General features: G+C 72.7%; 23 protein-coding genes. 13 read left to right on the forward strand and 10 right to left on the reverse strand.

Annotated features, from left to right (window positions below; genetic code table 11):
- Positions 1-90 precede the first annotated feature (90 nt).
- The gene (locus EDD30_RS03640; RefSeq protein WP_071806490.1) at positions 91-1,920 is read left to right on the forward strand and encodes a hypothetical protein; all 1,830 of its coding nucleotides are present in this window, start codon (positions 91-93) and stop codon (positions 1,918-1,920) included.
- Positions 1,921-1,945: 25 nt separating this feature from the next.
- Here the strand turns inward: EDD30_RS03640 and EDD30_RS03645 are convergent, their stop codons facing one another.
- Both EDD30_RS03645 and EDD30_RS03650 read right to left on the reverse strand, forming a co-directional pair.
- Positions 1,946-3,040, reverse strand: a complete 1,095-nt coding sequence (locus EDD30_RS03645; RefSeq protein WP_071806491.1) for an NAD(P)H-dependent flavin oxidoreductase — start codon at positions 3,038-3,040, stop codon at positions 1,946-1,948.
- Positions 3,030-4,649, reverse strand: a complete 1,620-nt coding sequence (locus EDD30_RS03650) for an acyl-CoA synthetase (RefSeq protein WP_071806492.1) — start codon at positions 4,647-4,649, stop codon at positions 3,030-3,032. Before EDD30_RS03650 ends, EDD30_RS03645 begins: the two co-directional genes overlap by 11 nt.
- 65 nt (positions 4,650-4,714) lie before the next feature.
- Here EDD30_RS03650 and EDD30_RS03655 point away from each other — a divergent pair, with 65 nt between their 5' ends.
- Positions 4,715-5,515 carry a crotonase/enoyl-CoA hydratase family protein gene (locus EDD30_RS03655; protein WP_123678047.1) on the forward strand — a complete coding sequence of 267 codons (801 nt, stop codon included), beginning with the start codon at positions 4,715-4,717 and terminating at the stop codon, positions 5,513-5,515.
- Here the strand turns inward: EDD30_RS03655 and EDD30_RS03660 are convergent, their stop codons facing one another.
- On the reverse strand, positions 5,516-7,063 hold the full coding sequence (locus EDD30_RS03660; RefSeq protein WP_071806494.1) for an acyl-CoA synthetase: 1,548 nt from the start codon (positions 7,061-7,063) through the stop codon (positions 5,516-5,518). It lies immediately after the preceding gene.
- A gap of 88 nt (positions 7,064-7,151) precedes the next feature.
- Between EDD30_RS03660 and EDD30_RS03665 the strand changes: the two genes are divergently transcribed.
- Genes EDD30_RS03665 through EDD30_RS03675 form a run of 3 tightly spaced genes read left to right on the forward strand, consistent with a single transcriptional unit; the run spans position 7,152 to position 10,338 of the window.
- Positions 7,152-8,114 (forward strand): Zn-ribbon domain-containing OB-fold protein, encoded by a 963-nt coding sequence (locus EDD30_RS03665; RefSeq protein ID WP_071806495.1) that lies wholly within the window; start codon positions 7,152-7,154, stop codon positions 8,112-8,114.
- On the forward strand, positions 8,111-9,169 hold the full coding sequence (locus tag EDD30_RS03670) for a thiolase domain-containing protein (RefSeq protein ID WP_071806496.1): 1,059 nt from the start codon (positions 8,111-8,113) through the stop codon (positions 9,167-9,169). Before EDD30_RS03665 ends, EDD30_RS03670 begins: the two co-directional genes overlap by 4 nt.
- Complete coding sequence (locus EDD30_RS03675; RefSeq protein WP_071806497.1) at positions 9,166-10,338, forward strand: thiolase domain-containing protein; 1,173 nt, start codon at positions 9,166-9,168, stop codon at positions 10,336-10,338. Before EDD30_RS03670 ends, EDD30_RS03675 begins: the two co-directional genes overlap by 4 nt.
- Here EDD30_RS03675 and EDD30_RS03680 read toward each other — a convergent pair.
- The gene (locus EDD30_RS03680; protein ID WP_071806499.1) at positions 10,329-11,561 is read right to left on the reverse strand and encodes a cytochrome P450; all 1,233 of its coding nucleotides are present in this window, start codon (positions 11,559-11,561) and stop codon (positions 10,329-10,331) included. The genes EDD30_RS03675 and EDD30_RS03680 overlap by 10 nt on opposite strands.
- 111 nt (positions 11,562-11,672) lie before the next feature.
- Here EDD30_RS03680 and EDD30_RS03685 point away from each other — a divergent pair, with 111 nt between their 5' ends.
- Positions 11,673-12,836, forward strand: coding sequence for a steroid 3-ketoacyl-CoA thiolase (locus EDD30_RS03685; protein ID WP_123678048.1), 1,164 nt, complete (start codon positions 11,673-11,675; stop codon positions 12,834-12,836).
- 105 nt (positions 12,837-12,941) lie between these two features.
- Here the strand turns inward: EDD30_RS03685 and EDD30_RS03690 are convergent, their stop codons facing one another.
- Both EDD30_RS03690 and EDD30_RS03695 read right to left on the reverse strand, forming a co-directional pair.
- A complete protein-coding gene (locus tag EDD30_RS03690) occupies positions 12,942-13,712 on the reverse strand; it encodes an SDR family oxidoreductase (RefSeq protein WP_123678049.1) in 771 nt (256 codons plus the stop codon).
- Positions 13,709-14,866: an acyl-CoA dehydrogenase family protein gene (locus EDD30_RS03695; RefSeq protein ID WP_394328337.1), complete on the reverse strand. Its 1,158-nt coding sequence runs from the start codon at positions 14,864-14,866 to the stop codon at positions 13,709-13,711. The genes EDD30_RS03690 and EDD30_RS03695 overlap by 4 nt, the downstream gene beginning before the upstream one ends.
- Positions 14,867-14,948: 82 nt before the next feature.
- On the opposite strand from EDD30_RS03695, the gene EDD30_RS03700 reads away from it, so the two are divergent.
- From EDD30_RS03700 to EDD30_RS03720, 5 genes are read left to right on the forward strand one after another with little or no spacing between them, the layout of a single operon-like run.
- On the forward strand, positions 14,949-16,502 hold the full coding sequence (locus tag EDD30_RS03700) for a FadD3 family acyl-CoA ligase (protein WP_071810341.1): 1,554 nt from the start codon (positions 14,949-14,951) through the stop codon (positions 16,500-16,502).
- 24 nt (positions 16,503-16,526) lie between these two features.
- A complete protein-coding gene (locus EDD30_RS03705; protein WP_071810340.1) occupies positions 16,527-17,363 on the forward strand; it encodes an enoyl-CoA hydratase in 837 nt (278 codons plus the stop codon).
- Positions 17,360-18,487, forward strand: coding sequence for an acyl-CoA dehydrogenase family protein (locus tag EDD30_RS03710; RefSeq protein ID WP_123678050.1), 1,128 nt, complete (start codon positions 17,360-17,362; stop codon positions 18,485-18,487). Before EDD30_RS03705 ends, EDD30_RS03710 begins: the two co-directional genes overlap by 4 nt.
- Positions 18,484-19,476 (forward strand): acyl-CoA dehydrogenase family protein, encoded by a 993-nt coding sequence (locus tag EDD30_RS03715; RefSeq protein WP_123678051.1) that lies wholly within the window; start codon positions 18,484-18,486, stop codon positions 19,474-19,476. The genes EDD30_RS03710 and EDD30_RS03715 overlap by 4 nt, the downstream gene beginning before the upstream one ends.
- A gap of 8 nt (positions 19,477-19,484) precedes the next feature.
- Positions 19,485-20,555, forward strand: coding sequence for an acyl-CoA dehydrogenase family protein (locus EDD30_RS03720; protein WP_071806732.1), 1,071 nt, complete (start codon positions 19,485-19,487; stop codon positions 20,553-20,555).
- Between the two features lie 6 nt (positions 20,556-20,561).
- Here EDD30_RS03720 and EDD30_RS03725 read toward each other — a convergent pair whose 3' ends face one another.
- From EDD30_RS03725 to EDD30_RS03735, 3 genes are all read right to left on the reverse strand, one after another.
- Entirely contained in the window at positions 20,562-21,197 is a 636-nt protein-coding gene (locus tag EDD30_RS03725) for an RICIN domain-containing protein (RefSeq protein WP_170047401.1), read from the reverse strand.
- Positions 21,198-21,311: 114 nt separating this feature from the next.
- Positions 21,312-21,965 (reverse strand): class I SAM-dependent methyltransferase, encoded by a 654-nt coding sequence (locus tag EDD30_RS03730; protein ID WP_071806727.1) that lies wholly within the window; start codon positions 21,963-21,965, stop codon positions 21,312-21,314.
- Between the two features lie 282 nt (positions 21,966-22,247).
- Positions 22,248-22,823 (reverse strand): TetR/AcrR family transcriptional regulator, encoded by a 576-nt coding sequence (locus EDD30_RS03735; RefSeq protein ID WP_071806726.1) that lies wholly within the window; start codon positions 22,821-22,823, stop codon positions 22,248-22,250.
- Positions 22,824-22,878: 55 nt separating this feature from the next.
- Between EDD30_RS03735 and EDD30_RS03740 the strand changes: the two genes are divergently transcribed.
- Both EDD30_RS03740 and EDD30_RS39740 read left to right on the forward strand, forming a co-directional pair.
- Positions 22,879-23,940: an FAD-dependent oxidoreductase gene (locus tag EDD30_RS03740; protein ID WP_071806725.1), complete on the forward strand. Its 1,062-nt coding sequence runs from the start codon at positions 22,879-22,881 to the stop codon at positions 23,938-23,940.
- Positions 23,941-24,144: 204 nt separating this feature from the next.
- Positions 24,145-24,621, forward strand: coding sequence for a hypothetical protein (locus EDD30_RS39740; RefSeq protein WP_211277856.1), 477 nt, complete (start codon positions 24,145-24,147; stop codon positions 24,619-24,621).
- Between the two features lie 235 nt (positions 24,622-24,856).
- Here EDD30_RS39740 and hsaB read toward each other — a convergent pair whose 3' ends face one another.
- Entirely contained in the window at positions 24,857-25,405 is a 549-nt protein-coding gene (gene hsaB, locus EDD30_RS03755) for a 3-hydroxy-9,10-secoandrosta-1,3,5(10)-triene-9,17-dione monooxygenase reductase subunit (RefSeq protein WP_071806730.1), read from the reverse strand.
- Positions 25,406-25,408: the final 3 nt, after the last annotated feature.

A 25,408-nucleotide genomic window follows, 5' to 3' on the forward strand; every position in this document is an offset into this window, starting at 1 on the left:
GTATCCGCGTAAAGTCCTGACCCGAACCGGGTTTGCTGTCCCAGGCGAACCCCCGGTTCGTCTTTTTTTGCCCACCCCGCAGGAGACTCCATGCACACCAGACTGACCCTCCGACGCGCGCTCGCCGTGCCGGTGGTCGCCGTGGCCCTCGCCGGCACGGTGCTGGCACCGGCCGCGCCGATCCAGGCCGCCCCTGTCGACGACGCCGTCCGCAGCAACTGGCTCGGCTTCGGGTACAACCAGGACCCGCTGTACCGCGGCCGCCACGACATCCCACCCGGCAACGGCGAGTGGCCCGACTCCGAGTTCAGGAAGCTGACCAAGCGCACCGACTACATGAACCCCGGCCTGGTGCGGATCATGTTCAACCGCCCGTGGTTCAACCCGTCCGAGAAGGTCGGCCAGTACAACTGGGACACCTTCCAGATGAGGAACGCCTTCCGGATCCTGGAGCACTACAAGAAGCAGGGCACCAAGGTGGTGACCGGCATGTGGGGTCTGAACAGCCCGGACTTCTACACCTCGCCCGAGGCCGCCACGCTCCAGGCCGACCTGATGCGCAAGCTCGTCAAGGACAAGGGCTTCACCAACGTCGTCCGGTACAACGGCATCAACGAGCCCAACAACGACAAGGGTCTCAAGTACGCGAACTGGGTCACCGCCACCGCGAACCTGCGCGCGGCGTTCGACCGCGCCGGCCTGGAGCCCGACCTGATCGGCGGTCCGGACACCGCGGAGGCGAGCATCGCCGCCCAGGAGGGCGACCTGGGCTCGATGTCCGTGCCGAAGGCGAACGCCGGGACCCCCCAGAACCTCGTCTGGAAGAGAGTGGGCCTGACAGGCTTCTCCGCCCGCTTCTACCGCACGCCCGACGCGCGCGGCGTCCACTGGACGTTCCAGGCCTCGAAGAACGGCACCGACTGGACCGACATCGACGTGCAGGAGACCGCGCCGGTCAAGACCCACGCCACCACCCCGTGGTACCGCGTCGACGTCTCCCCGCGCGCGTTCCCGGACGGCACCAAGTTCCTGCGGCTGACGATGCCGCCGGTCCAGGGCATCGAGCGGGCCGTCTCCAAGGTCACCCTGTTCACCGCGTCCGGCGCGACCACGGATCCGATGAACGACCTCGCCCTGACCCATTCGCACAGCTCGGGCTGGACCTTCCCGGGCGGCGGCACCACGGTCCAGGACTGGTGGTTGCAGTCCGCGATGGACCGCGAGGTCGCCCAGTACGAGGCCCACTTCTACGTGCACGAGGTGGACATCCCCGGCTCGCCGCCCGAATACCCCGAGGCGACGCTGACCGAGGCGGTGAAGCAGCTCAAGGAGGCCAGCGGCGGCGGATCCGTGATCCTCGGTGAGACCGGCATGAAGGCGCCCGGCGACGACCCCGACAAGGACTACAACTTCGCCAAGGAACCGGCCCAGGCCGTGCGCATGGCCGACCTCGCGGTGCAGGAGGCGCGGGCCGGTGTGGACGGCGCCATGGCGTGGTGCCTCGACGGGTACGCCGAGAAGACCTCGTGCGGGATGTGGGACCACTACGAGCCCCTCGACCCCACGACGCTGCGGCCCTGGTTCTACACCTGGAGCCTGCTCTGCCGTTACCTGCCGGCCGGCACCGAGATGTACGCGCCGCCGCAGCCGACCGGCGTGCGGGTGCTCAAGGCCAAGCTGCCGGGCGACAAGGGCTGGACGTTCGTCCTGGTCAACCGCAACAGCACCACGGCCCGGGTGTCCATCACCGCGCCGACCGGACGGATCGAGTTGGACAAGTACGTCTACACCGAGGGCAACGCGCCGGTCGACTCGGACGGCTTCCCGAAGGCTGCCGAGCGCCTCACCGCCAGCTTCGACAACGGTAAGGAACTGAGCGTCGCGGCCAACGGGGTCGCGATCTTCACCACCGCGTCCTGACCCCCGGTCCGGCCGGTCGCCCCGGCTAACCGAGTTTCCGCAGGCGGTTCAGCGTCTCGTCCGCCTCGGCGACCAGGTCGGCCAGCACCTCGGCGACCGGCCGGACCCGGTTCATCCGGCCCACGATCTGACCCACCGGCATCGGCACGACGCTCGGGTCCCCGGCCGCCATGAGCCGGGAGTGCGCGCCGGCGACCAGCATGTTCTGCAGCGGCATCGGCAGCGGCTCCGGCGCCTGGGGCTCGGTCCAGGCGTCGGTCCAGCGGTTGCGCAGCAGGCGGGCCGGCTTGCCCGAGTAGACCCGGCTGCGGACCGTGTCGCCGGAGCCGGCCCGCAGCAGCGCCTCGCGCAGGGCGGGTGGGCTGCGATACTCCTCGGTGCCGAGCCAGACCGAGCCGGTCCACACGCCGCTCGCACCGAGGGCCAGTGCGGCGGCGATCTGCCGGCCGCTGCCGATGCCACCCGCGGCCAGGACCGGTACCTGCTCCCCTACCGCGTCGACGATCTCCGGCACCAGCACCATGCTGCCGATCTCGCCGGTGTGCCCGCCGGCCTCGTACCCCTGGGCCACGACGAGGTCGACGCCGCCGGCCACGTGGCTGCGGGCGTGGTCCGCCCGCCCGGCCAGCGCGGCGACCAGCAGCCCGCGCTCGTGCGCGCGGGCGACGACGTCGGCCGGTGGCGGGCCGAGGGCGTTGGCGATCAGCCGCACCGGGTGGGTCAGCGCCACCTCGACGTGCGAGCGCGCCACCGAGTGCAGCCATCCGAGCACGCCGGAACGGCTCTGCTCCCCGACGGACAGCGGAGGCACGCCGAGCCGCAGCAGGGTCCGCTCCACGAAGTCGCGGTGACCCGGTGGGATCAGCTGCTCCAGGTCGGCCGGGGCGCCCTCGGCCGGGACGTGACCGGGCATCACCACATCCACGCCGTACGGGTGGCCGGCCGTCTCGGCGTCCAGCCACGACAGGGTGGCGTCCAGCTCGGCGGGGTCGTTGAAGCGCACGCAGCCCAGCACGCCGAGGCCGCCGGCCCGGCTGACGGCCGCCACCACGTGCTCGGAGGGGCTGAAGGCGAGGACCGGGTACGCGACGCCGAGCAGGTCGCACAGGTCAGTCCGCATGGCTCACGGCCTCGCCCCGGTGGCTCTCGGCGTACCGGTGCGCCCACCGGTAGTCCGCCTTGCCGCTCAGCGTGCGGGTGATCTCGTCCACCCACCACAGCTCCCGGGGCACCTTGTATCCGGCGATCCGCCGGCGCAGGTGCTCGTCCAGCTCCGCCGGGTCGGGCCGGTGGCCGGGGCGCGGCTGCACCAGCGCCGCCACCCGTTGCCCGAGCCGCTCGTCGCTCACGCCGATGACGAGCGCGTCGAAGACGTCGGGGTGGGCCTTGAGCGCGCCCTCGACCTCCTCCGGAAAGACCTTCTCGCCGCCGGTGTTGACGCAGGTGTTGCCGCGCCCGAGCAGCGTGATGGTGCCGTCCTTCTCGAGCCGGGCCAGGTCGCCCGGCACGGCGTAGCGCACGCCGTCCACCTCGGTCAGCAGCGCGGCGCTCTTCTCCGGATCCTTGTGGTAGCCGAGCGGCAGATAGCCACCGCGGGCCAGGCGGCCGATCACGCCGGGATCGGCGGGCCGGCCGTGCTCGTCGATGACGATGGTGTTCGGACCGGGCGTGAAGCGGGGCCCGTCCACCGCGCCGCCCTCGACCTCCGCAACCACGCCCAAGCCCGCGAAGCCGGTCTCCGACGAGCCGACCGCGTCGGTGATCAGCACGTCCGGCAGCGTCTCCAGGAACTGCCGCTTGACCACCGGGGAGAACAGCGCGGCGCTCGACGAGATCGCGAACAGCGACGAGCCGTCATAGCCTCCGGACAGGTACGCCTCGATCATCGGACGGGCCATCGCGTCGCCGATGAGCACCACCACGTTGACCCGGTGCCGCTCGATCGCCCGCCAGGCGTCGTCGGCGTCGAAGTGCGCCAGCATCACCACGGTGTCCCCGCCGAACAGGGCGGCGAGCGCCGCCCATTGAGCGTTGCCGTGGATCAGCGGGGCCAGGCAGAGCCGCACCATCCCGCCCGTCTCGACGCCGCGCCGGGACTGCGCCCATTCGTCCTCCAGCGGGATGCCGGACATGAAGTCGACCCCGCCGCCGAGGACGCGCCAGACGTCCTCGTGGCGCCAGATCACGCCCTTCGGGTAGCCGGTGGTGCCGCCGGTGTAGAGCAGGTAGAGGTCCTCGCCGGAGCGCTCCACGAAGTCACGGACGGGGTCGCCGGCGCCCAGTGCCGCGGCGTAGGTCACCCCGCCGTACGCGGCGATGTCGGTGTCCGTGCCGTCCGGCAGGGCCACCACGGTGTGCAGGTCCGGCGCGCTGGGCAACACGGCGGCGACCCGGGGCGCGTACTTGCGGTCGTGGATCAGGGCCGTCAGGTCGGCGTCGGCGAAGAGGAACTGCAACTCGTTCTCGACATACCGGTAGTTGATGTTGACGACCGCGGCACGCAGCTTGTACACGGCGATCATGGCCGTCACGGCCTCGATCGAGTTGCCCGCGTACAGGCCGACGTGGTCGCCCGCGCCGACCCCACGCGACTGGAGGAAATGCGCGAGGCGGTTGGCATCCGCCTCCAGATCCGCATAGGTCGCCGTCTGGTCGCCGCAGGCCACGGCGACGCGCGTGCCGAACGCGTCCGCCGCGTGCTCGAAGAGGTCCGCAATATTGGCCGCCATCCCTCGAAAGTAGAACGTGTTACTGTGCCGGGCAAGCCTTGGATCAGGATGAGGAGGAGACGGGCGTGGAAGCCGAGACCCGGGAACCGCACGCCCTCGTCGAGCAGCGGGGTCCCGTCCTCATCGTGACGATGAACCGGCCGCGGGCCCGCAACGCGCTGTCCGCGCAGATGCTCGCCATCATGCGCGACGCCTGGGACCGGGTGGACGAGGATCCGGAGATCCGCGTCTGCGTGCTCACCGGCGCCGGCGGCGCCTTCTGCGCCGGCGCCGACCTGAAGGCGATGACCCGCGACCACCCCGGCGACGGCTTCCGCTCCGGCGGCACCGACCTGTCCCGGATCGACGCGCTGCTCAAGGGGCGCCGGCTGACCAAGCCGCTGGTGGCCGCCGTGGAGGGACCGGCCGTCGCCGGAGGCACCGAGATCCTGCAGGCCACCGACGTCCGGGTGGCCGGCGCGAGCGCCCGGTTCGGCGTCTCCGAGGCGTGCTGGGGGCTCTTCCCGCTGGGCGGCTCGGCGGTTCGATTGCCGCGGCAGTTGCCGTACACGATCGCGGCCGAACTGCTGCTCACCGGCCGGCACCTGAGCGCGGAGGAGGCCCGGCGCATCGGGCTGATCGGGCACGTCGTGCCGGACGGGCAGGCGCTGGCCAAGGCGCTCGAGCTGGCGGAGAGGATCGCCGCGAACGGCCCGCTTGCGGTCCAGGCCATCCTGCGCACCATGCGAGAGACCGAGGGGATGCCGGAGAACGACGCCTTCGCCGTGGAATCCCGCCTCGGCGCCGCGGTCTTCACGAGCGCGGACGCCAAGGAGGGCCCCCGCGCATTCGCCGAGAAGCGCACCCCCCTCTTCCAGGGCCACTGATCAGATCGCGCGCTCCCGCCCGGCCCAGTACGGATCCCGCAGCAGTCGCTTGTAAAGCTTGCCGTTGGGGTCGCGCGGGAGCTGGTCGACGTAGTCGATGCTGCGCGGCAGCTTGAAGCCGGCGACCCGGCCGGACAGGTACGCCAGCAGCTCGGCGGTCAGCTCGTCCCCGGCCGGCACGCCCGGCTCCGGCTGCACCACCGCCTTGATCTCCTCGCCCCACTCCTCGTGCGGAACGCCGAACACCGCGACGTCGGCGACCGCGGGGTGACCGGCCAGCTCACCCTCGATCTCGGCGGGATACACGTTCACGCCGCCCGAGATGATCACGTCGCTCTTGCGGTCGCACAGGTACAGGTAGCCCTCGTCGTCCAGGTAGCCGATGTCGCCGACCGTGAACATGGCGCCGCGCCAGGACTCGCGGGTCTTCTCGGCATCGCCGAGATACTCGAACCTCGCGTCGCCCATCTGCATGTAGACCTGTCCCGGCTCGCCGACCGGCACGTCGTCGCCGTCGGCGTCCAGCACCCGGATCAGCGAACCGGGCCAGGGGCGGCCCACCGAGCCGGGCCGCTCGCGCCACTCGTCGGCGGCGATCAGGGTGCCGCCGCCCTCCGAGGCCGCGTAGTACTCCACGACCACGGGTCCCCACCAGTCCAGCATCTCCCGCTTGACGTGCTGCGGACAGGGCGCGGCACCGTGGATCACCGCCCGCATCGAGGACAGGTCGTACGCCGTGCGCACCTTGCCGGGCAGCGCGAGCAGGCGGGCGAACTGGGTCGGCACCATGTGGCTGTGGGTGACCCGGTGCCGCTCGATGAGGCGCAGCGCCTCGTGCGAGTCCCACCGGTCCATCACCACCACGGTGTGCCCGAGCAGGATCGAGATGACGGCGAAGTTCATGACGGCCGTGTGGTAGAGCGGCGAGCCGCAGAGATGCACATGATCACCGAACGGGCCCAGGCCGAACAGGTCGAAGAACCGCGTCGAGGCCTCCGGCACGTCGTCCGGGTCGGCGCCGGTGAGCGGCCGGCGCACCCCCTTGGGCCGGCCCGAGGTGCCCGAGGTGTAGACCATCAGGGCGCCGGCCGTCCGCGACCGTGGACGGCCCGACCCGCCGGCGCCGAGCGCGGCGAGCGGGCGGAAGCCGGGGATCTCCCCCACCGCGAGGCGGCCACCGGACGCTATCTGTGCTTCGTCCGCCGCCGCGGCCGCCGCGGCGGAGAACCGCTCATGGGCGACGAAGATCCGCGCGCCGCTGTCGCGGAGGATGTAGGCGATCTCGGGAGCGGTGAGGTGCCAGTTCACCGGCACGAGGTAGAGGCCCGTCTGGAAGGCGGCGAAGAAGGCGGCAAGCATGTCGGCGCCATTGGGCAGCAGGACCGCCACCGTGTCACCGGGCTCCAGGCCGAGGTCGCGCAGTCCGCGCCCGATCCGGTCGGCCTCCCCGGCCAGTTCGCCGTAGGTCACGGTCCGCCCGTCGGCGTCGACGATGGCGGCGCGCCGCGCCGACTGCTCCGCGATGGCCCACAGGCCGATGTCCGTCATGACGCGATCCTATAACGCGTTCTATCGATGGGAAGCGTGCTGCCGAACGACCTTGCCCTCATGTACGGAAACATGTTTCACTGCGCTCGTGGATATCGCGCAGGCGCCGCCGCTGTCCGCCCCGATGGACATCGCCTTCGACTACACCCGCTCGCTCGGCCCGGTCCTCGGCCGATTCATGACCGGCCTGCGCGACCGCCGCGTGTACGGCGGCCGAACCTCGGACGGGCGCGTCCACGTCCCCCCGCTGGAATACGATCCGCTCACCCACGCCCCGGTGACCGACCTGGTGGAGGTGAGTCCCACCGGCACCGTGGTGAGCTGGAGCTGGATGAGCCGACCGCTGGAGGGGCAGCCGCTGGACCTCCCGTTCGGCTGGGCGCTGATCCGGCTCGACGGCGCGGACACGGCCCTGCTGCACGCCGTGGACGCGGGCGATCCCGGCCGGATGCGGACCGGGATGCGGGTGCGGATCCGCTGGGCCGCCGAGCCGGTCGGCCACATCCGCGACATCGCGTGCTTCGAACCCGGTGACACGCCGTTCTCCGCCTCCCCCGCCGCCGCGGCCTCCACCCCGGTAACCACCATGACCACCCCGATCCGGCTGCACTACCGGCACACCACCTCGGCCGAGGAGAGCCGGTATCTGCGGGCGCTGGCCGAGGGACGGCTGCTCGGCCAGCGCTGCCCGGTCTGCCGCAAGGTCTACGTCCCGCCGCGGGTCTGCCCCGCCGACGGCGTGCCGCCGGACGAGGAGGTGGCGGTGGCCGACCGGGGCACGGTCACCACGTTCTGCGTGGTCAACGTCCCGTTCGCCGGTCAGCGGCTGGACCCGCCGTACGTGGTCGCGCAGGTGCTGCTGGACGGCGCCGACATCCCGCTGCCCCACCTCATCGTCGGCTGCCCGGCCGAGGAGGTCCGGATGGGCATGCGGGTCGCCGCGGTCTGGCGCGAGCCCGAGCGCTGGTCCACCACGCCGGAGAACATCGCGCACTTCGCGCCGGCCGGCGAGCCCGACGCGCCCTACGAGTCCTACGCGGACCACTTGTGAACCGCCGCGTCGCCGTTATCGGGTTCGCCCAGTCACCGTGCCTGAGCGAGGCCGGCACGACCAGCGGCGTCGAGACGCTCGTGCCGGTCCTGCGGGACGCGCTGGCCGGCGCCGGGCTGCACCGGCGGGAGGTGGACTTCTGGTGCTCGGGTTCCTCCGACTACCTGGCCGGGCGGGCGTTCTCGTTCGTCAACGCCGTCGACGCCATCGGGGCCTTTCCACCGATCTGCGAGTCGCACGTGGAGATGGACGCGGCCTGGGCCTTCTACGAGGCGTACGTCAAGATCCTCGCGGGCGAGGCGGAGACCGCGCTGGTCTACGGCTTCGGCAAGTCCTCGGCCGGCCGGCTGCGGCGGGTGCTGGCGCTGCAGCTCGACCCGTACGCGACCGCGCCGCTGTGGCCCGACTCGGTGAGCATCGCCGCGCTGCAGGCACGCCTCGCCCTCGACGCCGGGATCCTCAGCGAACGGGACATGGCCGAGGTGGCGGTGCGCAGCCGGGCCGACGCGGCCACCAACCCGTACGCCCAGGTGGCCGGGGAGACCACGGCCGAGCGCCTGCTCGCCGAGCCGTATCTCGCCGACCCGCTGCGCGTGCACGACTGCGCACCCGTCGGCGACGGCGCCGCGGCGCTGGTCCTGGCCGCGGACGACCGCGCCCGCCGGCAGCACGAGCGGCCGGCCTGGATCACCGGCGCGGCGCACCGGATCGATCCTCAGACACTCGGCGAACGTGACCTGACCGCCGTACCCTCGGCGACCGCCGCGGCCGCCGCCGCGGAGCTGCCCGCCGACCTCGACGCGGCCGAGCTGCACGCTCCCTTCACCCATCAGGAGTTGCTGCTGCGTACGGCGCTCGGGCTCGGCGACGGCGTACGCATCAACCCGTCCGGCGGTGCGCTGTGCGGCAACCCGATGTTCTCGGCCGGCCTGAACCGGATCGGGGCCGCGGCCACGCTGGTCATGTCCGGACAGGCCGGGCGGGTGGCCGCGCACGCCACCAGCGGCCCGGCGCTGCAACAGAATCTGGTCTGCGTGCTGGAGGCGGGACGATGAGACGGGCGGCCGTACTGGGCACCGGGCAGACGCACCACCGCACCCGGCGCACCGACGTGTCGATGGCCGGACTGTGCCGGGAGGCCATCGACCGGGCCCTGGAGGACGCCGCCACCGACTGGTCGCAGATCGACGCGGTCGTGCTGGGCAAGGCGCCGGATCTGTTCGAGGGCGTGATGATGCCCGAGCTGTTCCTCGCCGAGGCGATCGGCGCCGCCGGGCGCCCGCTGCTGCGCGTGCACACGGCCGGCTCGGTCGGCGGCGCCACCGCCAACGTGGCGACCAGCCTGATCCGCGCCGGGGTGCACCGGCGGGTGCTCGTGGTCGCGTTCGAGAAGCAGTCGGAGTCCAACGCCATGTGGGCGCTGTCGATCCAGCCGCCGTTCAGCGCGCCGATCGGCGCCGGGGCCGGCGGCTACTTCGCGCCGCACATCCGCGCCTACATCCGGCGGTGCTCGGCGCCGGAGCACATCGGGGCGCTGGTGGCGGTCAAGGATCGGCGCAACGGGGCGCTCAACCCGTACGCGCATCTGCGGCAGCCGGACATCACGCTGGAGTCGGTGCGGTCCTCGGCGATGCTGTGGGACCCGATCCGCTACGACGAGACCTGCCCCTCCTCGGACGGCGCCTGCGCCGTCGTCCTCGGCGACCAGGCGGCGGCCGAGGCGAGCGACCGTCAGGTGGCGTGGATCCGGGCGACCGCGATGCGCACCGAGCCGACCTTCTTCGCCGGCAAGGACCACGTGCACCCGCGCGCCGGCGCCGAGGCGGCCCGGGCTCTCTGGGACGCGGCGGGCATCGCCGATCCGCTGGACGAGGTGGACGTCGCCGAGCTGTACGTGCCGTTCTCCTGGTTCGAGCCGATGTGGCTGGAGAACCTCGGCTTCGCCGGGCCCGGGCACGGCTGGAAGCTCACCGAGGCCGGCGAGACGCGGATCGGCGGGCGGCTGCCGGTCAACCCGTCCGGCGGCGTGCTGTGCTCCAACCCGATCGGCGCCTCCGGGCTGCTGCGCTTCGCCGAGGCGGCCATGCAGGTGATGGGCCGGGCCGGCGGGCACCAGGTCGCCGGCGCGCGCACCGCGGTCGGGCATGCGTACGGTGGAGGCTCGCAGTTCTTCTCGCTCTGGGTGGTCGCGGCGGAGCCGGACCGGCCCGCCGGTCAGCGGTAGCGGACCGGCAGGTGCTTGATGCTGTTGAGCCAGCCGGAGCGCAGCCGCTGCGGCGGGCCGGCCAGGCTGATGTCCGGCATGTGGTCGGCGATCGCGTTGAAGATCAGGTCGATCTCCAGACGGGCCAGGTTGGCGCCCAGGCAGAAGTGCGCACCGCTGCCGCCGAAGCCGAGATGCGGGTTGGGGCTGCGCATGATGTCGAAACGCTCCGGGTGGTCAAAGACCTCCTCGTCGAAGTTCGCCGAGCCGTAGAAGAGCGCCAGCCGCTGGCCGGCCTTGATCTGCCGGTCGCCCAGCTCGGTGTCCCGCACCGCGGTGCGCTGGAAGACGTTCACCGGGGTGCCCCAACGGACGATCTCGTCCACGGCGGTCCGCGGCCGCTCGGCCTTGAACAGCTCCCACTGCTCGGGGTGCTCGAGCAGGGCCAGGATCCCGTGCGAGATCGCGTTGCGAGTGGTCTCGTTGCCGGCGACCGCCAGCAGCAGTACGAAGAAGCCGAACTCGTCCGCGGACAGGTGCTCGCCGTCGATCTCCGCCTTCACCAGCGTGGTGACGATGTCGTCGCGCGGGCAGGTCTGGCGCTCCTCGGCCATCTTCATGGAGTAGCCGAGCAGCTCCATCGCCGGCTCCATGGCGTCGGCGCCGCCGCTGTACTCCGGGTCGTCGTACCCGATCATCGCGTTCGACCAGTCGAAGACCTGCCGGCGGTCGTCCTGCGGCACGCCGATCAGCTCGGCGATGGCCTGCAGCGGCAGTTCACAGGCGACCTCGGTGACGAAGTCGCCGCCGTCCGCGCCGGACGCCTCGCGCACGATCCGCTCCGCGCGGGCGGCCAACGCGGAGCGCAGGCCGTTGATGGCGCGGGGGGTGAAGCCGCGCGCGACGATGGCACGCTGCTTCGTGTGCTGCGGCGGGTCCATGTTGAGCAGCACCAGCCGCTGCATGTCGATCCGGTCCCGGGGCAGATCCGCCTGGAATCGGACGATGGCCGTGTTCTCCCAGCTGGAGAACGTGTCGCTGTCGCGTGACACGGTCATCACGTCGGCGTGCCGGGTCACCGCCCAGTAGCCCTCGTCGTCGAAACCGGCGCTGCCGCGCACCTGCGGGATCCACCACACCGGCGCGGTGCGCCGCAGCTCGGCGAACTCGGCGTGCGGTATGCCGTCGATGTAGATCTGGGGATCGGTGAGGTCGAAACCCTCGGGGATGCGGGGCGTGGCCACGGCTCCTCCTCGGAGAAACAGGTTCCACCCGATTGAAACACGTCGAGGTCCGCTGTGGTATACCTCTGATGCGGTGTCGTTAGAACACGTTCTAGAGCCAGGGAGGCCGTCGTGGGCGTACCGGTGATCGTCGGCGCGGTCCGTACGCCGATCGGCCGCCGCGGGGGCTGGCTGGCCGGGCTGCACGCCGCCGAGCTGCTCGGCGCGGCGCAACGCGCGGTCCTCGCCCGCACCGGCCTCGACCCGGCCCTGGTCGAGCAGGTCGCCGGCGGCTGCGTCACGCAGGGCGGGGAGCAGTCCAACAACATCACCCGCACCGCCTGGCTGCACGCCGGGCTGCCGTACGCCACCGGGTGCCTGACCGTCGACGCGCAGTGCGGATCGGCGCAGCACGCCGCCCACCTCGTCGCCGGGCTCATCGCCGCCGACGCCATCGAGGTCGGCATGGCGTGCGGGGTCGAGTCGATGAGCCGGGTCCCGTTGCGCGCCAACCTCGGCACAGACGCCGGACTCCCCCGGCCCGAGTCGTGGCACATCGACCTGCCCAATCAGTACGTGGCCGCGGACCGCATCGCGGCCCGGCGCGGACTGACCCGCGCCGACCTCGACCGCTTCGGCGTACGCTCGCAGCGGCACGCCGCCCGGGCCTGGGACGAGGGGCGCTTCGCGGCCGAGGTGACGCCGGTCGACGCTCCGGTGCTCGACGCCGACGGCCGGCCCACCGGCGAGATCCGCACCGTCGAGCGGGACCAGGGCCTGCGCGAGACGACCGCGGCGGGCCTGGCCGGCCTGCGCCCCGTCCTCGACGGCGGCCTGCACACGGCCGGCACCGCCTCGCAGATCTCCGACGGCGCCGCGGCCCTGCTGCTCATGGACGCCGACCGGGCGCAGAAGCTGGGCCTGCGGCCGCGTGCCCGGATCCTCGCCCAGTGCCTGGTCGGCGCCGAGCCCTACTACCATCTGGACGGTCCGATCGCGGCCACCGAGCGGGTGCTGGCGCGTACGGGCATGAAGATCGACGACGTCGACCGGTGCGAGGTGAACGAGGCGTTCGCCAGCGTGGTGCTGTCCTGGCTGGGCGTGCACCGCGCGGACCCGGACCGGGTCAACGTCAACGGCGGCGCGATCGCGCTGGGCCACCCGGTCGGCAGCACCGGATCCCGGCTACTCGTCACCGCGCTGCACGAGCTGGAACGCACCGGGCAAGGCACCGCCCTCGTCACGATGTGCGCAGGCGGCGCGATGGCCACCGCGAGCATCCTCGAACGGATCTGAGTGCCCGTCCTACGGCGCATCCGGGGAGCGAATCTCCCGACGGACATCAGCACCCGGCAATCTTGACCGACCGTCGGACCACCGCGCCCGCGGGGTCGCCGGCACTCACGGGTGCTGGCTGCTGACCGAGATCACCTCTCCGGTGAGGTACGAGGCGTAGTCGCTGGCCAGGAACGCCACCACGGTCGCCACTTCCCACGGTTGGGCGGCCCGACCGAAGGCCTCCCGCAGCGCGAGGCCGGCCAACTCCTGCTCGGCGATCACCTTCGCCAGGAACGGGTGTGTCGCCAGGCTCGGCGCCACCGCGTTGACCCGGATGCCGTGTCCGGCCACGTCCATCGCGGCGCACCGGGTGAACGCCATCACCCCGGCCTTGGCGGCGGCGTAGTGCGCCTGCCCGGCCTGGGCGCGCCAGCCCAGCACCGAGGCGTTGTTGACCACCGCACCGCCGCCGCCCTGCGCGATCATCTGCCGCAGCGCCGCCCGGGTGCAGCGGAAGGTGCCGGTCAGCGTGACGTCCAGGACCCGCCGCCACTCGTCGTCGGTCATCTCGGTCACCGGCCGGGTGCCGCCCAGCCCGGCGTTGTTCACCATGACGTCGATCCGCCCGCAGTGGACGGTCGCGGCGCCGACCAGCGCCTGGACGTCCGCCTCGTCGGTGACGTCGCAGGGCACGGACCACACCCGGCCCGGATACGCTGCGGCCAGGTCTTCCTGGGCCTCGCCGAGCCGGCGCCGGTGGCTGTCGCTGAGCACCACCCGGGCGCCCTCGTCGAGGCACCGCCGGGCGACGGCGGAGCCGATCCCGGTGCCGGCGGCCGCCGTGACCACCACCGCCTTGCCGGCCAGCAGGCCGTGTCCGGCCGGCGCCGTCATCGGCGGTTCTGGCGGGGCAGCCCGAGCACCCGTTCGGCCACGATGCCGCGCTGGATCTCGTTGGAGCCGCCGTAGATCGTGTCCGCCCGGCTGAAGAGGAAGAGCCGCCACCAGCGCTCGACGTCGCGGTCGCCGGGGCCGGCCGCGGCGCCGGCCGGCCCGAGCACCGCCATGGCGAGCTCGCCGAGGCCCTGCCGCCACCGCGACCAGAGCAGCTTGATCACCGAGGCGGTCCCGGTCGAGGCCGGCTCGCTCAGGGCGCGCCGGGTGTGTGAGCGCAGCACGGACAGGTCGATCCAGGCCCGGGTGAGCCGCTCGCGCAGCATCGGGTCGGCGATCGCGCCGGTGCGCCGGGCCAGCTCGATCAGCTCCTCCAGGTCCTGCTGGAATCCGATCTGCTGACCGACCGTGGCGGCGCCCCGCTCGAAGCCCAGCGTGGCCATCGCCACCCTCCAGCCCTGCCCGGGCTCGCCGACCACGAGGTCGCGGTCGGCGCGGGCGTCGTCGAAGAAGACCTCGTTGAACTCGCTGTCGCCGGTGAGCTGCCGGATCGGGCGCACCGTGATGCCGGGCGCGCGCATCGGCACCAGCAGATAGGACAGCCCGGCGTGCCGCGGGCCACCGTCGGGGACCGGCTCGGTGCGGGCCAGCATGAAGCACCAGTCGGCCACCTGCGCGAGCGAGGTCCACACCTTCTGCCCGGTGATCACCCAGTGGTCGCCGTGGAGGCGGGCGCGGGTGGTGACGCCGGCCAGGTCGGAGCCGGCGCCCGGCTCGGAGTAGCCCTGGCACCACAGCTCGTCGACCGCGGCGATACCGGGCAGGAACCGGTGGCGCTGCCGCTCGGTCCCCAGCGCCATGAGGGTCGGCCCGACCATGGTGGTGCCGATGTGGTCGACGCGGGACGGCGCGCCGGACCGGGCGTACTCCTCGTGGAAGATGATCTGCCGCCCGAGCGACGCACCGCGGCCGCCGTGCGCCACCGGCCAGGCGAGCGTGGTCCACCCCGCCGCGGCCAGGCGGCGGGTGAAGGCGAGACGCTGCCGATAGGCCTCGTTCTCCCGGCCCGGGCCGCCCACGCCGCGCAGCTCGTCCGTCACGTTTGCCGCGAGCCAGTCCCGGACCTCGCGCCGGAACTCCTCGTCACCGTCCACTGGCGCCACCTCCCGGGCCGCGGGTAAAGTCACCCTACCAAGCACTTGCTTGGTACGCTACGTCGTCGCGCGGGAGGTCACCGTGGAACCGACCATCCCGGCGGCCGTGGTGAGCGCGGCCCGCTCCTTCGGGCCGGCACCGGCCCTGGTGGAGCCGGGCGGGGAACGGTTGAGCTTCGCGGAGCTGCTGACCCAGGTGCGCATCATGGCCCGCGCGCTGATCGCCGAGGGCCTGCGCCCGGGCGACAGGCTCGCCGTCTGGGCACCGAACACCTCCCACTGGGTGCTGGCCGCGCTGGGCGCGAGCTACGCCGGCGCCACCCTCGTGCCGGTGAACACCCGGTTCACCGCCGTCGAGGCGCTGGACGTGATGCACCGCAGCGACGCCCGCGGCCTGGTCGTCACCGGCCCGTTCCTCGGCGAAGACCGGCTCGCCGCGCTGCAGGCCGCCGCCGGCCACGCCGGTCTGCCCCTGCCCCACCTCGTCGTCCGGACGCCCACCGACGTTCCGGTCCCACCCGAGCCCTATGTGCTCGAGTGGCCGGACTTCCTCAGCCGCGCCGCCGACGTGCCGCCACGGGCGGCCGATGCCCGCGCCGACGCCGTCACGCCGGGCGACGTGAGCGACATCCTCTTCACCTCGGGCACCACCGGACGCAGCAAGGGCGCGATGAGCGCGCACCGGCAGTCGCTGGACGTGGCCGCCGCGTGGGCCGGCATCGGCGGGCTCGTCCCGGACGACCGCTACCTGGTCGTCAACCCGTTCTTCCACAGCTTCGGGCTCAAGGCCGGCCTGCTCGCCTGCCTGGTCAGCGGCGCCACAGTGGTGCCTCAGGCGGTCTTCGACGCAGGGTCTGCCATGGCGCTGATCGCCGCCGAGCGCATCACCGTGCTTCCCGGACCGCCCACCCTCTACATCAGCCTGCTCGACCATCCCGAGCGGTCTCGGCACGACCTGTCCTCGCTGCGCCTCGCGGTGACCGGGGCGGCCACGGTGCCGCCCGCGCTGATCGCGCGCATGCGCGCGGAGCTGGGCGTGCGGACCGTGCTGACGGCGTACGGGTTGACCGAGGCGGTGGTGGCCACGATGTGCCGGCCGGGCGACGACGACCGGACCGTGGCGTACACCTGCGGCCGGGCCGCCGCCGGTTTCGAGGTCGCGATCGGCGAGCCCACCGGCGAGGTGCTGCTGCGCGGCCCGAACGTCATGCTCGGCTACCTCGACGACAAGGACGCCACCGCCGCGGCGATCGACGCCGACGGCTGGCTGCACACCGGCGACATCGGCCGGCTGGACGAGCGCGGCTACCTGAGCATCACCGACCGGCTCAAGGACATGTTCATCTGCGGCGGCTTCAACGTCTACCCGGCCGAGGTGGAGCGGGCCCTGGCCGACCTGCCCGGGGTCGCCGACTCCGCGGTCGTCGGGGTGGCCGATCCGCGCCTCGGCGAGGTCGGCAAGGCCTACGTCATCCCGCGGCCGGGGTACGAGCTCACCGGCGATCAGGTGATCGAGTTCTGCCGGGGCCGGCTCGCGGCCTACAAGGTGCCGCGCGCGGTCGAGCTGCGCGCCGAGCTGCCCCGCAACGCCTCGGGCAAGGTCCTCAAGTATCTGCTCCGGGAGGAGAACGGATGACTGTATCCACTCCGGGAGGAAACGATGACTGAAGTCGTCCTGTACGAGCGCCGCGAGCGGGTCGCCCTGGTCACCGTGAACCGTCCCCGCTACCGCAACGCGCAGAACTCGGCGGTGACGTACGCCCTCGACGCGGCGTTCACCCGGGCCGTGGACGACGACGACGTCGCGGTGATCGTGCTGGCCGGCGCCGGCGACCACTTCTCGGCCGGGCACGACATCGGCACCCCGGAGCGCGACGCCGACACGTCGTTCCCCCGGCGGGCGGCGCTCTGGTGGGACCACACCGGCAAGGCCGGCGCCGACCGGCGCTACTCCCGGGAGCTGGAGGTCTACCTCGGCATGTGCCGGCGGTGGCGGGAGATGCCCAAGCCGGCCGTCGCCATGGTGCAGGGCGCCTGCGTCGCCGGCGGCCTCATGCTGGCCTGGGTCTGCGACCTGATCGTGGCGGCCGAGGACGCGTTCTTCGCCGATCCGGTGCTGCGGATGGGCATTCCCGGCGTCGAGTACTTCGCCCACCCGTGGGTGCTCGGACCCCGGTTCGCCCGCGAGGTGTTGTTCACCGGCGACCGGTTCGATGCGCGGCGGGCGTACGAAATCGGCATGGTGAACCGCGTCGTGCCCCGCGCCGAGCTGGAGCCGGCGACCTTCGCCCTGGCCGCCCGGATCGCCGAGATGCCGGCGTTCGGGCTGGCCCTGGCCAAGCGCGCGGTGAACCAGTGCGAGGACGAGATGGGCATGCGCGCGGGGATGGACTCCGTCTTCGGACTGCACCACGTCGCGCACGCCCACAACGTCGAGGTCAGCAAGGACCCGCTCGCCGGGCTCGATCCGGCGGCGATGAAGCGGGCCGCACCGTGAACCTCGACCTCGACGCGGCCGCGTGCGCCTTCCGGGACGAGGTCCGCGACTGGCTCGCGGCGAACGTCCCCGCCGGCCGGCTGCCCAGCGTGGACACGCCGCAGGGCGACGCCGCCCACCGGGCCTGGGAGCGCCGGCTCGCCGACGCCGGCCTCGCCGTCGTGTCCTGGCCTCTCGAGTACGGCGGGCGGGCGGTCCCGCCGCTGCACGCGCTGCTGTTCGAGGAGGAGTACCACGCCGCCGGGGCACCGGCCCGCATCGGCCAGAACGGCCTGTTCCTGCTCGCCCCGACGCTGTTGCGGCACGGCACACCCGCGCAGCGCGACCGGATCCTGCCCCCGATGGTCCGCGCCGATGAGGTGTGGGCGCAGGCCTGGTCCGAGCCGGAGGCGGGCAGCGACCTGGCCGCGATCCGCTCCCGCGGCCGGCGTACGGACGGCGGCTGGCTGCTGTCCGGGCAGAAGACGTGGAGCTCGCGGGCGGCCGTGGCGGACCGCGCGTTCGGGCTGTTCCGCACCGACCCGCAGGCGTCGCGCCATCGCGGCCTCACCTGTGTGATGTTCGACCTGCGCGCGCCCGGCGTGACCGTACGCCCGATCCGCCAGCTCGACGGCGACCCCGGCTTCGCGGAGATCTTCCTGGACGACGTGTTCGTGCCGGACTCCGACGTGATCGGCGAGCCCGGCGACGGCTGGCGGGTGGCGATGAGCACGGCCGGCCACGAACGCGGGCAGACGCTGCGCAGTCCGGGCCGGTTCCTGGCGGCCGCCGAGCGGCTCGTGGCGCTCTGGCGCTCCGGCGACGGGCGCGACGCGGCGACGCGGAACCGGGTGGTGGACGCGTGGATCGGCGCGCAGGCGTACCGCATGCACACCTTCGCCGCGCTGGACGCGCCCGCGGGGCCGTTCGCCGCCAGCGCCACCAAGCTGTTCTGGTCCGAGTTGGACGTGGCCCTGCACGAGACCGCCCTCGACGTGCTCGGCGCGCGCGCCGAGACGGACGCCGCCTGGACCGACGGCTATCTGTTCGCGCTGGCCGGCCCGATCTACGCGGGGACCAACGAGGTCCACCGCGGCATCGTCGCGGAACGGATGCTGGGCCTGCCCCGCGAGGTGGCGCGATGAGGCTGGTGCCCACGGCGGAGCAGGACCGGTTCGCGGCGGTCCTGCACGACCTGCTCAGCGCCGCCGACGTGCCCGCAGTGGCGGAGCGCTGGGCGCAGGGCGACGCCGCGCCGGGCCGGGCCGTCTGGTCGCGGCTGGCCGACGCCGGGGTCGCCGGGCTCGCCGTGCCGGAACGCTGGGGCGGCACGGACGCCGGGGCGGCCGACCTCGTCATCGCCGCCGAGGAGCTGGGCCACCACGCGGTGCCCGGACCGGTGGCCGAGACCCTGGCTGCCGTCCCGGCCCTGCTCCTCGCCCTCGGTGACGACCGGCTGTGCGACAAATGGCTGCCCGAGCTGGCCGCCGGGCGGGTGGTCGCCGCGCTCGCCGCGCCGCCCTGGCTGCCGTACGCGACCGACGCGCACGCCGCCGACCTGGTCCTGCTCGCCGGGGACGACGCCGTCCGGCTGGCCCGGACCGGGGCGGCGCACGCCTCGATGGACTACACCCGGCGGCTGTTCGAGGTGTCCCCCGGCGGCGTTCTCGCCACGGGACCCGACGCGGCCGCGGCGGTGGCCCGCGCCCTCGACCTGGGCGTGCTCGCCGCCGCCGCGCAACTGCTGGGCGCCGGGTGCGCGCTGCTCGAGGCCGCCGTGGCGCACGCCCGGACCCGGGTCCAGTTCGGCCGCCCGATCGGCCGGTTCCAGGCGGTCCAGCACAAGCTCGCCGAGGTGGCGGTCGCGCTGGAGTTCGCCCGCCCGCTGCTGCACGCGGCCGCAGTGACGGTCGGCAGCGCGGACACAGCCGCCAGGGACGTCTCGGCGGCGAAGGTGGCCTGCGGCAGCGCCGCGCACCAGGCCGCCCGCGCGGCGCTGCAGGTGCACGGCGCCATCGGCTACACCCGCGAGCACGGGCTGGGCCGGTGGCTGACGAAGGTCCGGGTGCTGACGCTGACATGGGGCACGGCGGCGCAGCACCGGGCGCGGGTGATGGCGGAGCTGACGAGGTGACCATGGACCTGACCGCGGAACGGAAGGCGCTGCGCGACGCCCTGCGCGGCCTGCTGGCCGGATCCTCGACGCGGGCGGCGATCGACACGCCGGCCGGCTACGACACCGGCCTCTGGGCCCGGCTGTGCAAGGAGATCGGCGTCGCCGGCCTGGCCGTGCCCGAGGCGTACGGCGGCGAGGGCGCCACCCTGCGCGAGTCCCTGATCGTGCTCGACGAGCTGGGCCGCACGCTCACGCCGGGCCCCATGCTCGGCTGCGCCGTCCTGGCCACACAGGCACTGCTGCGCTCCGGCGACACGGACGCCTGCGTACGTCTGCTGCCCGGCATCTGCGCCGGCGACGACCTCGCCACCCTCGCGTGGGGCGGGGATCCGGACGACCTGCCCTGCACCGCCACGGCGGCCGGCCGGCTCACCGGCGAGGTGCCCCACGTCCTCGACCTGGCGTCCGCCGACACCCTGCTGGTCCCGGCCCGCGCCGGGACCGGCACGGCACTGTACGAGGTGGACGCGACGGCTCCCGGCGTCGCCCGCCACGCGACGGTCCCGCTGGACCCGACCCGCCGGCTGGGGGTGCTCCGGCTGGATGACGCGCCCGCCCGCCGCCTGGGCGTCGGTCCCTCCCTCGAGGAACTGCGGGATGTGGCCTGCGTGGCGCTGAGCGCCGAACAGGCCGGCGTCGCCTCACAGGCGCTCGCGGCCACCGTCGAGTACGTGCAGGTCCGGGAGCAGTTCGGTCGCCCGATCGGCACCTTCCAGGCCCTGCAACACCGGCTGGCCGAGGCCCACGTCCGGCTGGAGGCCGCCCGCTCGGCGTCCGCGGCCGCCGCCGACGCCCTGGTGTCCGCCGCCGCCGACGCCCCGCTGCTGGCCGCGGTCGCCAAGGTCACCTGCACGGAGTCCCTGCAGGCGATCGCCGCCGAGATGGTCCAGATGCACGGGGGCATCGCCATCACCTGGGAACACGACGCCCATCTGTACGTACGCCGCGCGTACGCCTCGGCCCAGCTCTTCGGCGCACCCGGCCGGCACGTCGGCCGGCTTGCCGAACTCGTGCTGCCGGGTGCGCCGGGGTCCTGACCGCGGTCAGGCCCAGGCCTGGTTCCAGTTGCCGTGGCAGTCCCAGACCTGGATGGTCGCGCCGTTGGTGTAGTTGTATTGCCTCACGTCCAGGCACCGCCCGTCGTAGAGGTTCCTGATCCAGACGTAGCCCCCGCCGAGCGGATGCGGCTGCAGACGCCACAACTGGTTCGCCGCGAAGTGGCATTCGTAGATGTACACGGCGGTGCCGTTGCCCGCCTGGTGGTCGCGTGACTCGTCGAGGCACTTGTTCGTCGAGTTGCGGTCGGACAGCGCGACGAGCGGGTCACCGCCCGAGGTTCCGGCGTCGAGGAGGTCCCACCGCTGGTTGTCGACGTTGCCGGAGGTCCGGTACTCCCACAGATGCACGACGGAGCGGTCCGCGGTTCCCCAGTTCTTGACGTCGAGGACGTGGCTTTCCTGTCCGTTGGGGCCGCGGCTGTGCACGGAGCCGTACACCAGCGTCACGACGTCGGCCGCGGTGCCGGCGGCACGTGCCCGCATGTAGTCGGCGAGGCTGGAGACGTGGGTGACCTTCTCCGCGCTCGGTGCCGCCGCGGCGGGCGTCGCCACGGCGAGGGACGCCACGAGGAGCGCGGCGACGGCGCCCGCGGCCAGCTTGAGTGAGCCCTTGCGATTCACATTGACCAACCCCTCTGTATCGACTCCCGTCAGCCTCGACGCCGGACGGTCGCCGGGACGGAGACTTTCGAGCATCGTCGAAACACATCGTGAGGGCGGTCCGGGAGCGCCGTCTTAGGGCCGGCGGCGGGCGAGAAGCGTGGCGTCCTCCACGTCCATCGTCCTCTCGCCGCGGGTGATCGTCCGCGGGCGCTGCTCGGCCACGAGGACCTTGAAGTCCTCCGGCAGGCCGGGCAGCAGCTCCTCGGCGAGGAACATCGCCTTGTGCTGGGCGGCGCTGAGGTGGGCGAACACCTCGGACGGCGCATGGCCGACGACGAGCAGGTGCCCGCCGGGCGCGACGGCGCCGGCCAGGCGGCGGGTCACCTCCACCATCCGGCCGTCCGGTGGATGCAGGAAGTGGCTGGTGACCAGGTCGAAGGAGCGTCCGCCCGGCTCGAAGGCCCGCGCGTCGATCTGCCACCAGTCGGTGCGGTCGGCCACTCCGGCCTGCTCGGCGTGCCGGGCGGCGCGGGCCAGGCCGTTGGCGGAGAAGTCGGCGCCGGTCACCGTCCAGCCCTGGCGGGCCAGCCAGATCACGTCACCGCCCTCGCCGCAGCCGACGTCGAGCGCGGTGCCCGGGGTGAGCCGGGCGGCCTCGGCGACGAGCTGCGGGTTGGGGTCTCCGCTCCAGACCTTCTCCTCGCCGGAATACCGCTCCTCCCAGCCCTCCGGCTCGAACATGCGAGCCACTTCTTCCTCGGTGGGCTGGTGGCTGTGTTCACTCATCAGGCGGCTTCCTTCCCGTGCTGGGGCGACCTTGTGCCCAATAGCGTCCGCATTGCTGATGAGGATCACAAACTATCTTGCCGTTCTGGCAACAACCGTCAGATCCAGTCGGTGTGACGGGGCCAGGCGAGCAGCGTGTCGCTACCACCGTCCCCGTGCAGCTTTCCCGTACACATTGCCGCCCGTACGCTTCGGCGCGCCGGACATCCCGGCTGTGATCTCAGCCGGCAACCAGGCCTGTGAAACAGCCTGGAGGTGGGCCTTGCGCCTGTCTCGCTTGCGTCATGTGGCTTGCGTCGGTCGTTCCGGCAGAATGGCGGCGATCAGTTCGGTGAGTCGTCGTTCTACGTCGCGCGTGGTACCGGGTGCCACCAGCTCGTGCAGCATGATGCCGTCGAGTTGGTCGAGCAGGAGCTGACACGCTCCTTCCGGCTCGGTCGCGCCGAGCGCAGCCAGCCATTCGGCACCCCACCGGCGGATGGCGGTCGCCGTCTCGGCGAGCTGCCGGCGTAGTGCTGGGCGCAACGCGCCTTCGACGAACAGGGTGTAGCGGGCGATCGTCATGACGCGGTCCGGCCCGGTGGCCCGGCGTACGAACGCCGCCAGGGCTGCCGCTAGTTCCGCCGGTGTCCGCGGCTGCACCAGGTGGGCGATCGCTTCCCAGCCGTGACGCTCGCGTGCGACGAACCGTTCCACGACGGCGGCCAGCAAGGCGTCGCGCGTCCGGAAGTGGTTGGACGTCGATCCGGACGGCACGCCGGCTGCTGCGTCGACCGCCCGGTGGGTGAGCTGTCGGATTCCCTGGCTGCCGAGTACCTGGATCGCGGCGTCGAGAAGGAGATCCTGTCGGGAGGCCACGACAGCGAGACTACACCAGTAGTAAATTAACTACTCCTGTAGTACGGTCGCGGCCATGAGAGGCACAGCAGCGATCATCGGTGGCGGCATCGGCGGACTCGCCACCGCCATCGCGCTCCACCGGTTCGGCTGGCAGGTCACCGTGCACGAGCGGGACGCCTCAATCCCCGGTACGGGTACCGCCTTGGGCATGTGGCCCTCGGCCCTGCGCGCGCTGGACTCCCTGGGTATCGGCAACGACGTCCGCAGCCGGGGCCGGCCCCAGCAAGGCGGGGAGTTCCGGCGGCCCGACGGCTCGACCATCGGCGTCATGGACACCGCCAGGATGCAGCGGCGTACCGGGGACGCGGTGTACCTGCTGTCCCGGCCGGCCCTGCTCGGTCTGCTCCGCCAGGCAGCGGAGCAGACCGACCTGCGTTTCGGGTCCCCGATCAACGATGTCGCCGAACTCGGGGACCAGGACGTCGTCGTTGCCGCCGACGGAGTGTTCAGCACCACCCGGCAACGGCTGTTCGGGGCCAGGTACCAGGCACGGTTCACCGGCAGCACTGCGTGGCGCGGCTACGTCGACAACATGCCGACCGACGCCTTCGTCGAGACCTGGGGAGCGGGGGCCAAGTTCGGCGTCACGCCACAGGAGGGGGGCAGGACGAACTGGTACGCCACCATCAGAGCCACCGAGCGGGACTTCGCCCCGGATGCCGAGTTGGCAAACCTCCGACGGATCTTCGGCATGTGGGCGGCGCCGGTCGGAACCGTTCTCGATGCTCTCGAAGAGGCAGACGTGCTCCGCCATGACGTCTACGTGACGCCGCCGCTGCCCACATTCGTCCACGGCAACGTGGCCCTGATCGGCGACGCCGCCCATGCCATGACACCAGACCTCGGCCGCGGCGCCTGCGAGGCCCTGATCGACGCCGTCGCGCTCGCCGACTGCCTGGCAGCGGCCTCGACGGTCCCGCAGGGCCTGCGGGCCTACGACCGCGCCCGACGGCGGCCGGCGCAGCGGCTGGCCCGGGTGGCCTCGACCGCGGCGCGACTGGTTCACGTCCGGCACGCCGTAGGCCTGCGTGACCTGCTGCTACGCGCAAGCCTGGCCGGCGGACCGCCCGGCTGAGACGTGCTCGGACATTTTGGCTTGTCGTTTAACCTCCGGTTTCAGCACAGTGCCGCCACGGACCAGCCGCTGCGTCATCAGCAGCGACTACAGCGAGTGCCGGCTGGCGCGCCGGGTGCGGGCCGAGACGGGACCAAGCGCGCGTTGTCTGCGGCCAGAACAGTGCGGCTTGCTGGTGCGATCATCGGCTCGTAGCATCGCCCGGTGGTTGACGCCGAGGCCCGGCTCTACAGCGATCCCTCGCTGCCCGCCCTGACTCAGACGTACGAAGAGCTGGCCGCTGAGCTCGGGTCCGATCTGGCGCTGAAGGCGACGACGGGGCACCGCATCGTGGGCGCGGTCCGCGCTCGCCTCGAGGGATCCGTCCTGCTAGAGGTGAGCCAGCCACGGGTGGCCCGGGTGAGCGATGCCCAACGCCGACCGGAGCCACGCCCGAGGAGCCGGTTCAAGAAGGTGCAGGCAGGCTTCGAAGTCCGCCTGGTCCTTCGGTCTGAGGCCCAGGGCCTTGTGGAGCAACTGAACCTCCGGCCGGAGGTAGGGGATGCCTTCTCGGGTCCAGAGAATCTCGTCGGCCGGGAGGCTGATTCGGGCATCGCGCTTGTACGTCCACCTCGTCGAGGTGACGTTCATGAGGATGACATCGTATTCCCAGGGGTCCGCGCCGCTGGCCCGCAGCCATAGATTGCCGCACGTCGCAGGTAGCGGGTCGTCCTGGCCGACGAGGGGGCGAAGGGCGCCATCGTCTGCCGCCCAGACGTCAAGCCGCCCGGACAGGTGCTGGCGCAACGCTGCGACGTCGGAACGCGCGATGCTGGGGTCCAGGTCGTCGTGCCGACGCGGAGAATTCGTGAACGCCTCGATGGCCCACCCGCCGGCGACCCACCAGCGGCCGCACCGCCCGCCACGGATCGAGACATCAGATCCAGTCGGTGTGGCGGGGCCAGGCGAGCAGCGTGTCGACCACCTCGGGCGACTCGTACGGCGACACCGCCGCCGTGCCCGTGTAGCGCCCCCGGTAGAACAGCAGCGGCGCACCGTCGCGGCATTCGCCCAGCGCGGTCACCCGGCCCACCACGATGGCGTGGTCACCGCCGGGGTGTATCGCCTCCACCCGGCATTCCGCCCAGGTCAGCGCGGCCGTCAGGATCGGTGCGCCGGCCGGGGACGGCGCCCAGCCGACGCCCGCGAACTTGTCGGTGCCCCGGGTCCCGAAGACGCGGGAGACCTCGCGGTGTTCGACGGCCAGCACGTTGATGCCGAACACGCCGGTGCCGCGGATGCGCCGCCAGGTGTCCGAGCCGGCCTGGGGGCAGAACAGCACCAGCGGCGGTTCCAGCGACAGCGGGACGAACGCCTGGCAGGAGAAGCCGGCCGGGCCGTCGTCGTCGGCCGTCGTGATGACCACGACGCCCGTGCAGAAGTGCCCGAACGCCCGGCGGAAGCGCCGGGCGTCCACGTCGGTCATCGC

Origin of the sequence: Couchioplanes caeruleus (genome assembly GCF_003751945.1) — a bacterium.
GTDB classification, from domain to species: Bacteria; Actinomycetota; Actinomycetes; order Mycobacteriales; family Micromonosporaceae; genus Actinoplanes; species Actinoplanes caeruleus.

What these genes read in the sequence shown, in the direction of transcription:
- EDD30_RS03640 (WP_071806490.1), top strand. Translation starts at nt 91, where the DNA reads ATGCACACCAGACTGACCCTCCGACGCGCGCTCGCCGTGCCGGTGGTC.
- EDD30_RS03645 (WP_071806491.1), bottom strand. Translation starts at nt 3,040, where the DNA reads ATGCGGACTGACCTGTGCGACCTGCTCGGCGTCGCGTACCCGGTCCTC.
- EDD30_RS03650 (WP_071806492.1), bottom strand. Translation starts at nt 4,649, where the DNA reads ATGGCGGCCAATATTGCGGACCTCTTCGAGCACGCGGCGGACGCGTTC.
- EDD30_RS03660 (WP_071806494.1), bottom strand. Translation starts at nt 7,063, where the DNA reads ATGACGGACATCGGCCTGTGGGCCATCGCGGAGCAGTCGGCGCGGCGC.
- EDD30_RS03675 (WP_071806497.1), top strand. Translation starts at nt 9,166, where the DNA reads ATGAGACGGGCGGCCGTACTGGGCACCGGGCAGACGCACCACCGCACC.
- EDD30_RS03690 (WP_123678049.1), bottom strand. Translation starts at nt 13,712, where the DNA reads ATGACGGCGCCGGCCGGACACGGCCTGCTGGCCGGCAAGGCGGTGGTG.
- EDD30_RS03705 (WP_071810340.1), top strand. Translation starts at nt 16,527, where the DNA reads ATGACTGAAGTCGTCCTGTACGAGCGCCGCGAGCGGGTCGCCCTGGTC.
- EDD30_RS03715 (WP_123678051.1), top strand. Translation starts at nt 18,484, where the DNA reads ATGAGGCTGGTGCCCACGGCGGAGCAGGACCGGTTCGCGGCGGTCCTG.
- EDD30_RS03730 (WP_071806727.1), bottom strand. Translation starts at nt 21,965, where the DNA reads ATGAGTGAACACAGCCACCAGCCCACCGAGGAAGAAGTGGCTCGCATG.
- EDD30_RS03740 (WP_071806725.1), top strand. Translation starts at nt 22,879, where the DNA reads ATGAGAGGCACAGCAGCGATCATCGGTGGCGGCATCGGCGGACTCGCC.
- hsaB (WP_071806730.1), bottom strand. Translation starts at nt 25,405, where the DNA reads ATGACCGACGTGGACGCCCGGCGCTTCCGCCGGGCGTTCGGGCACTTC.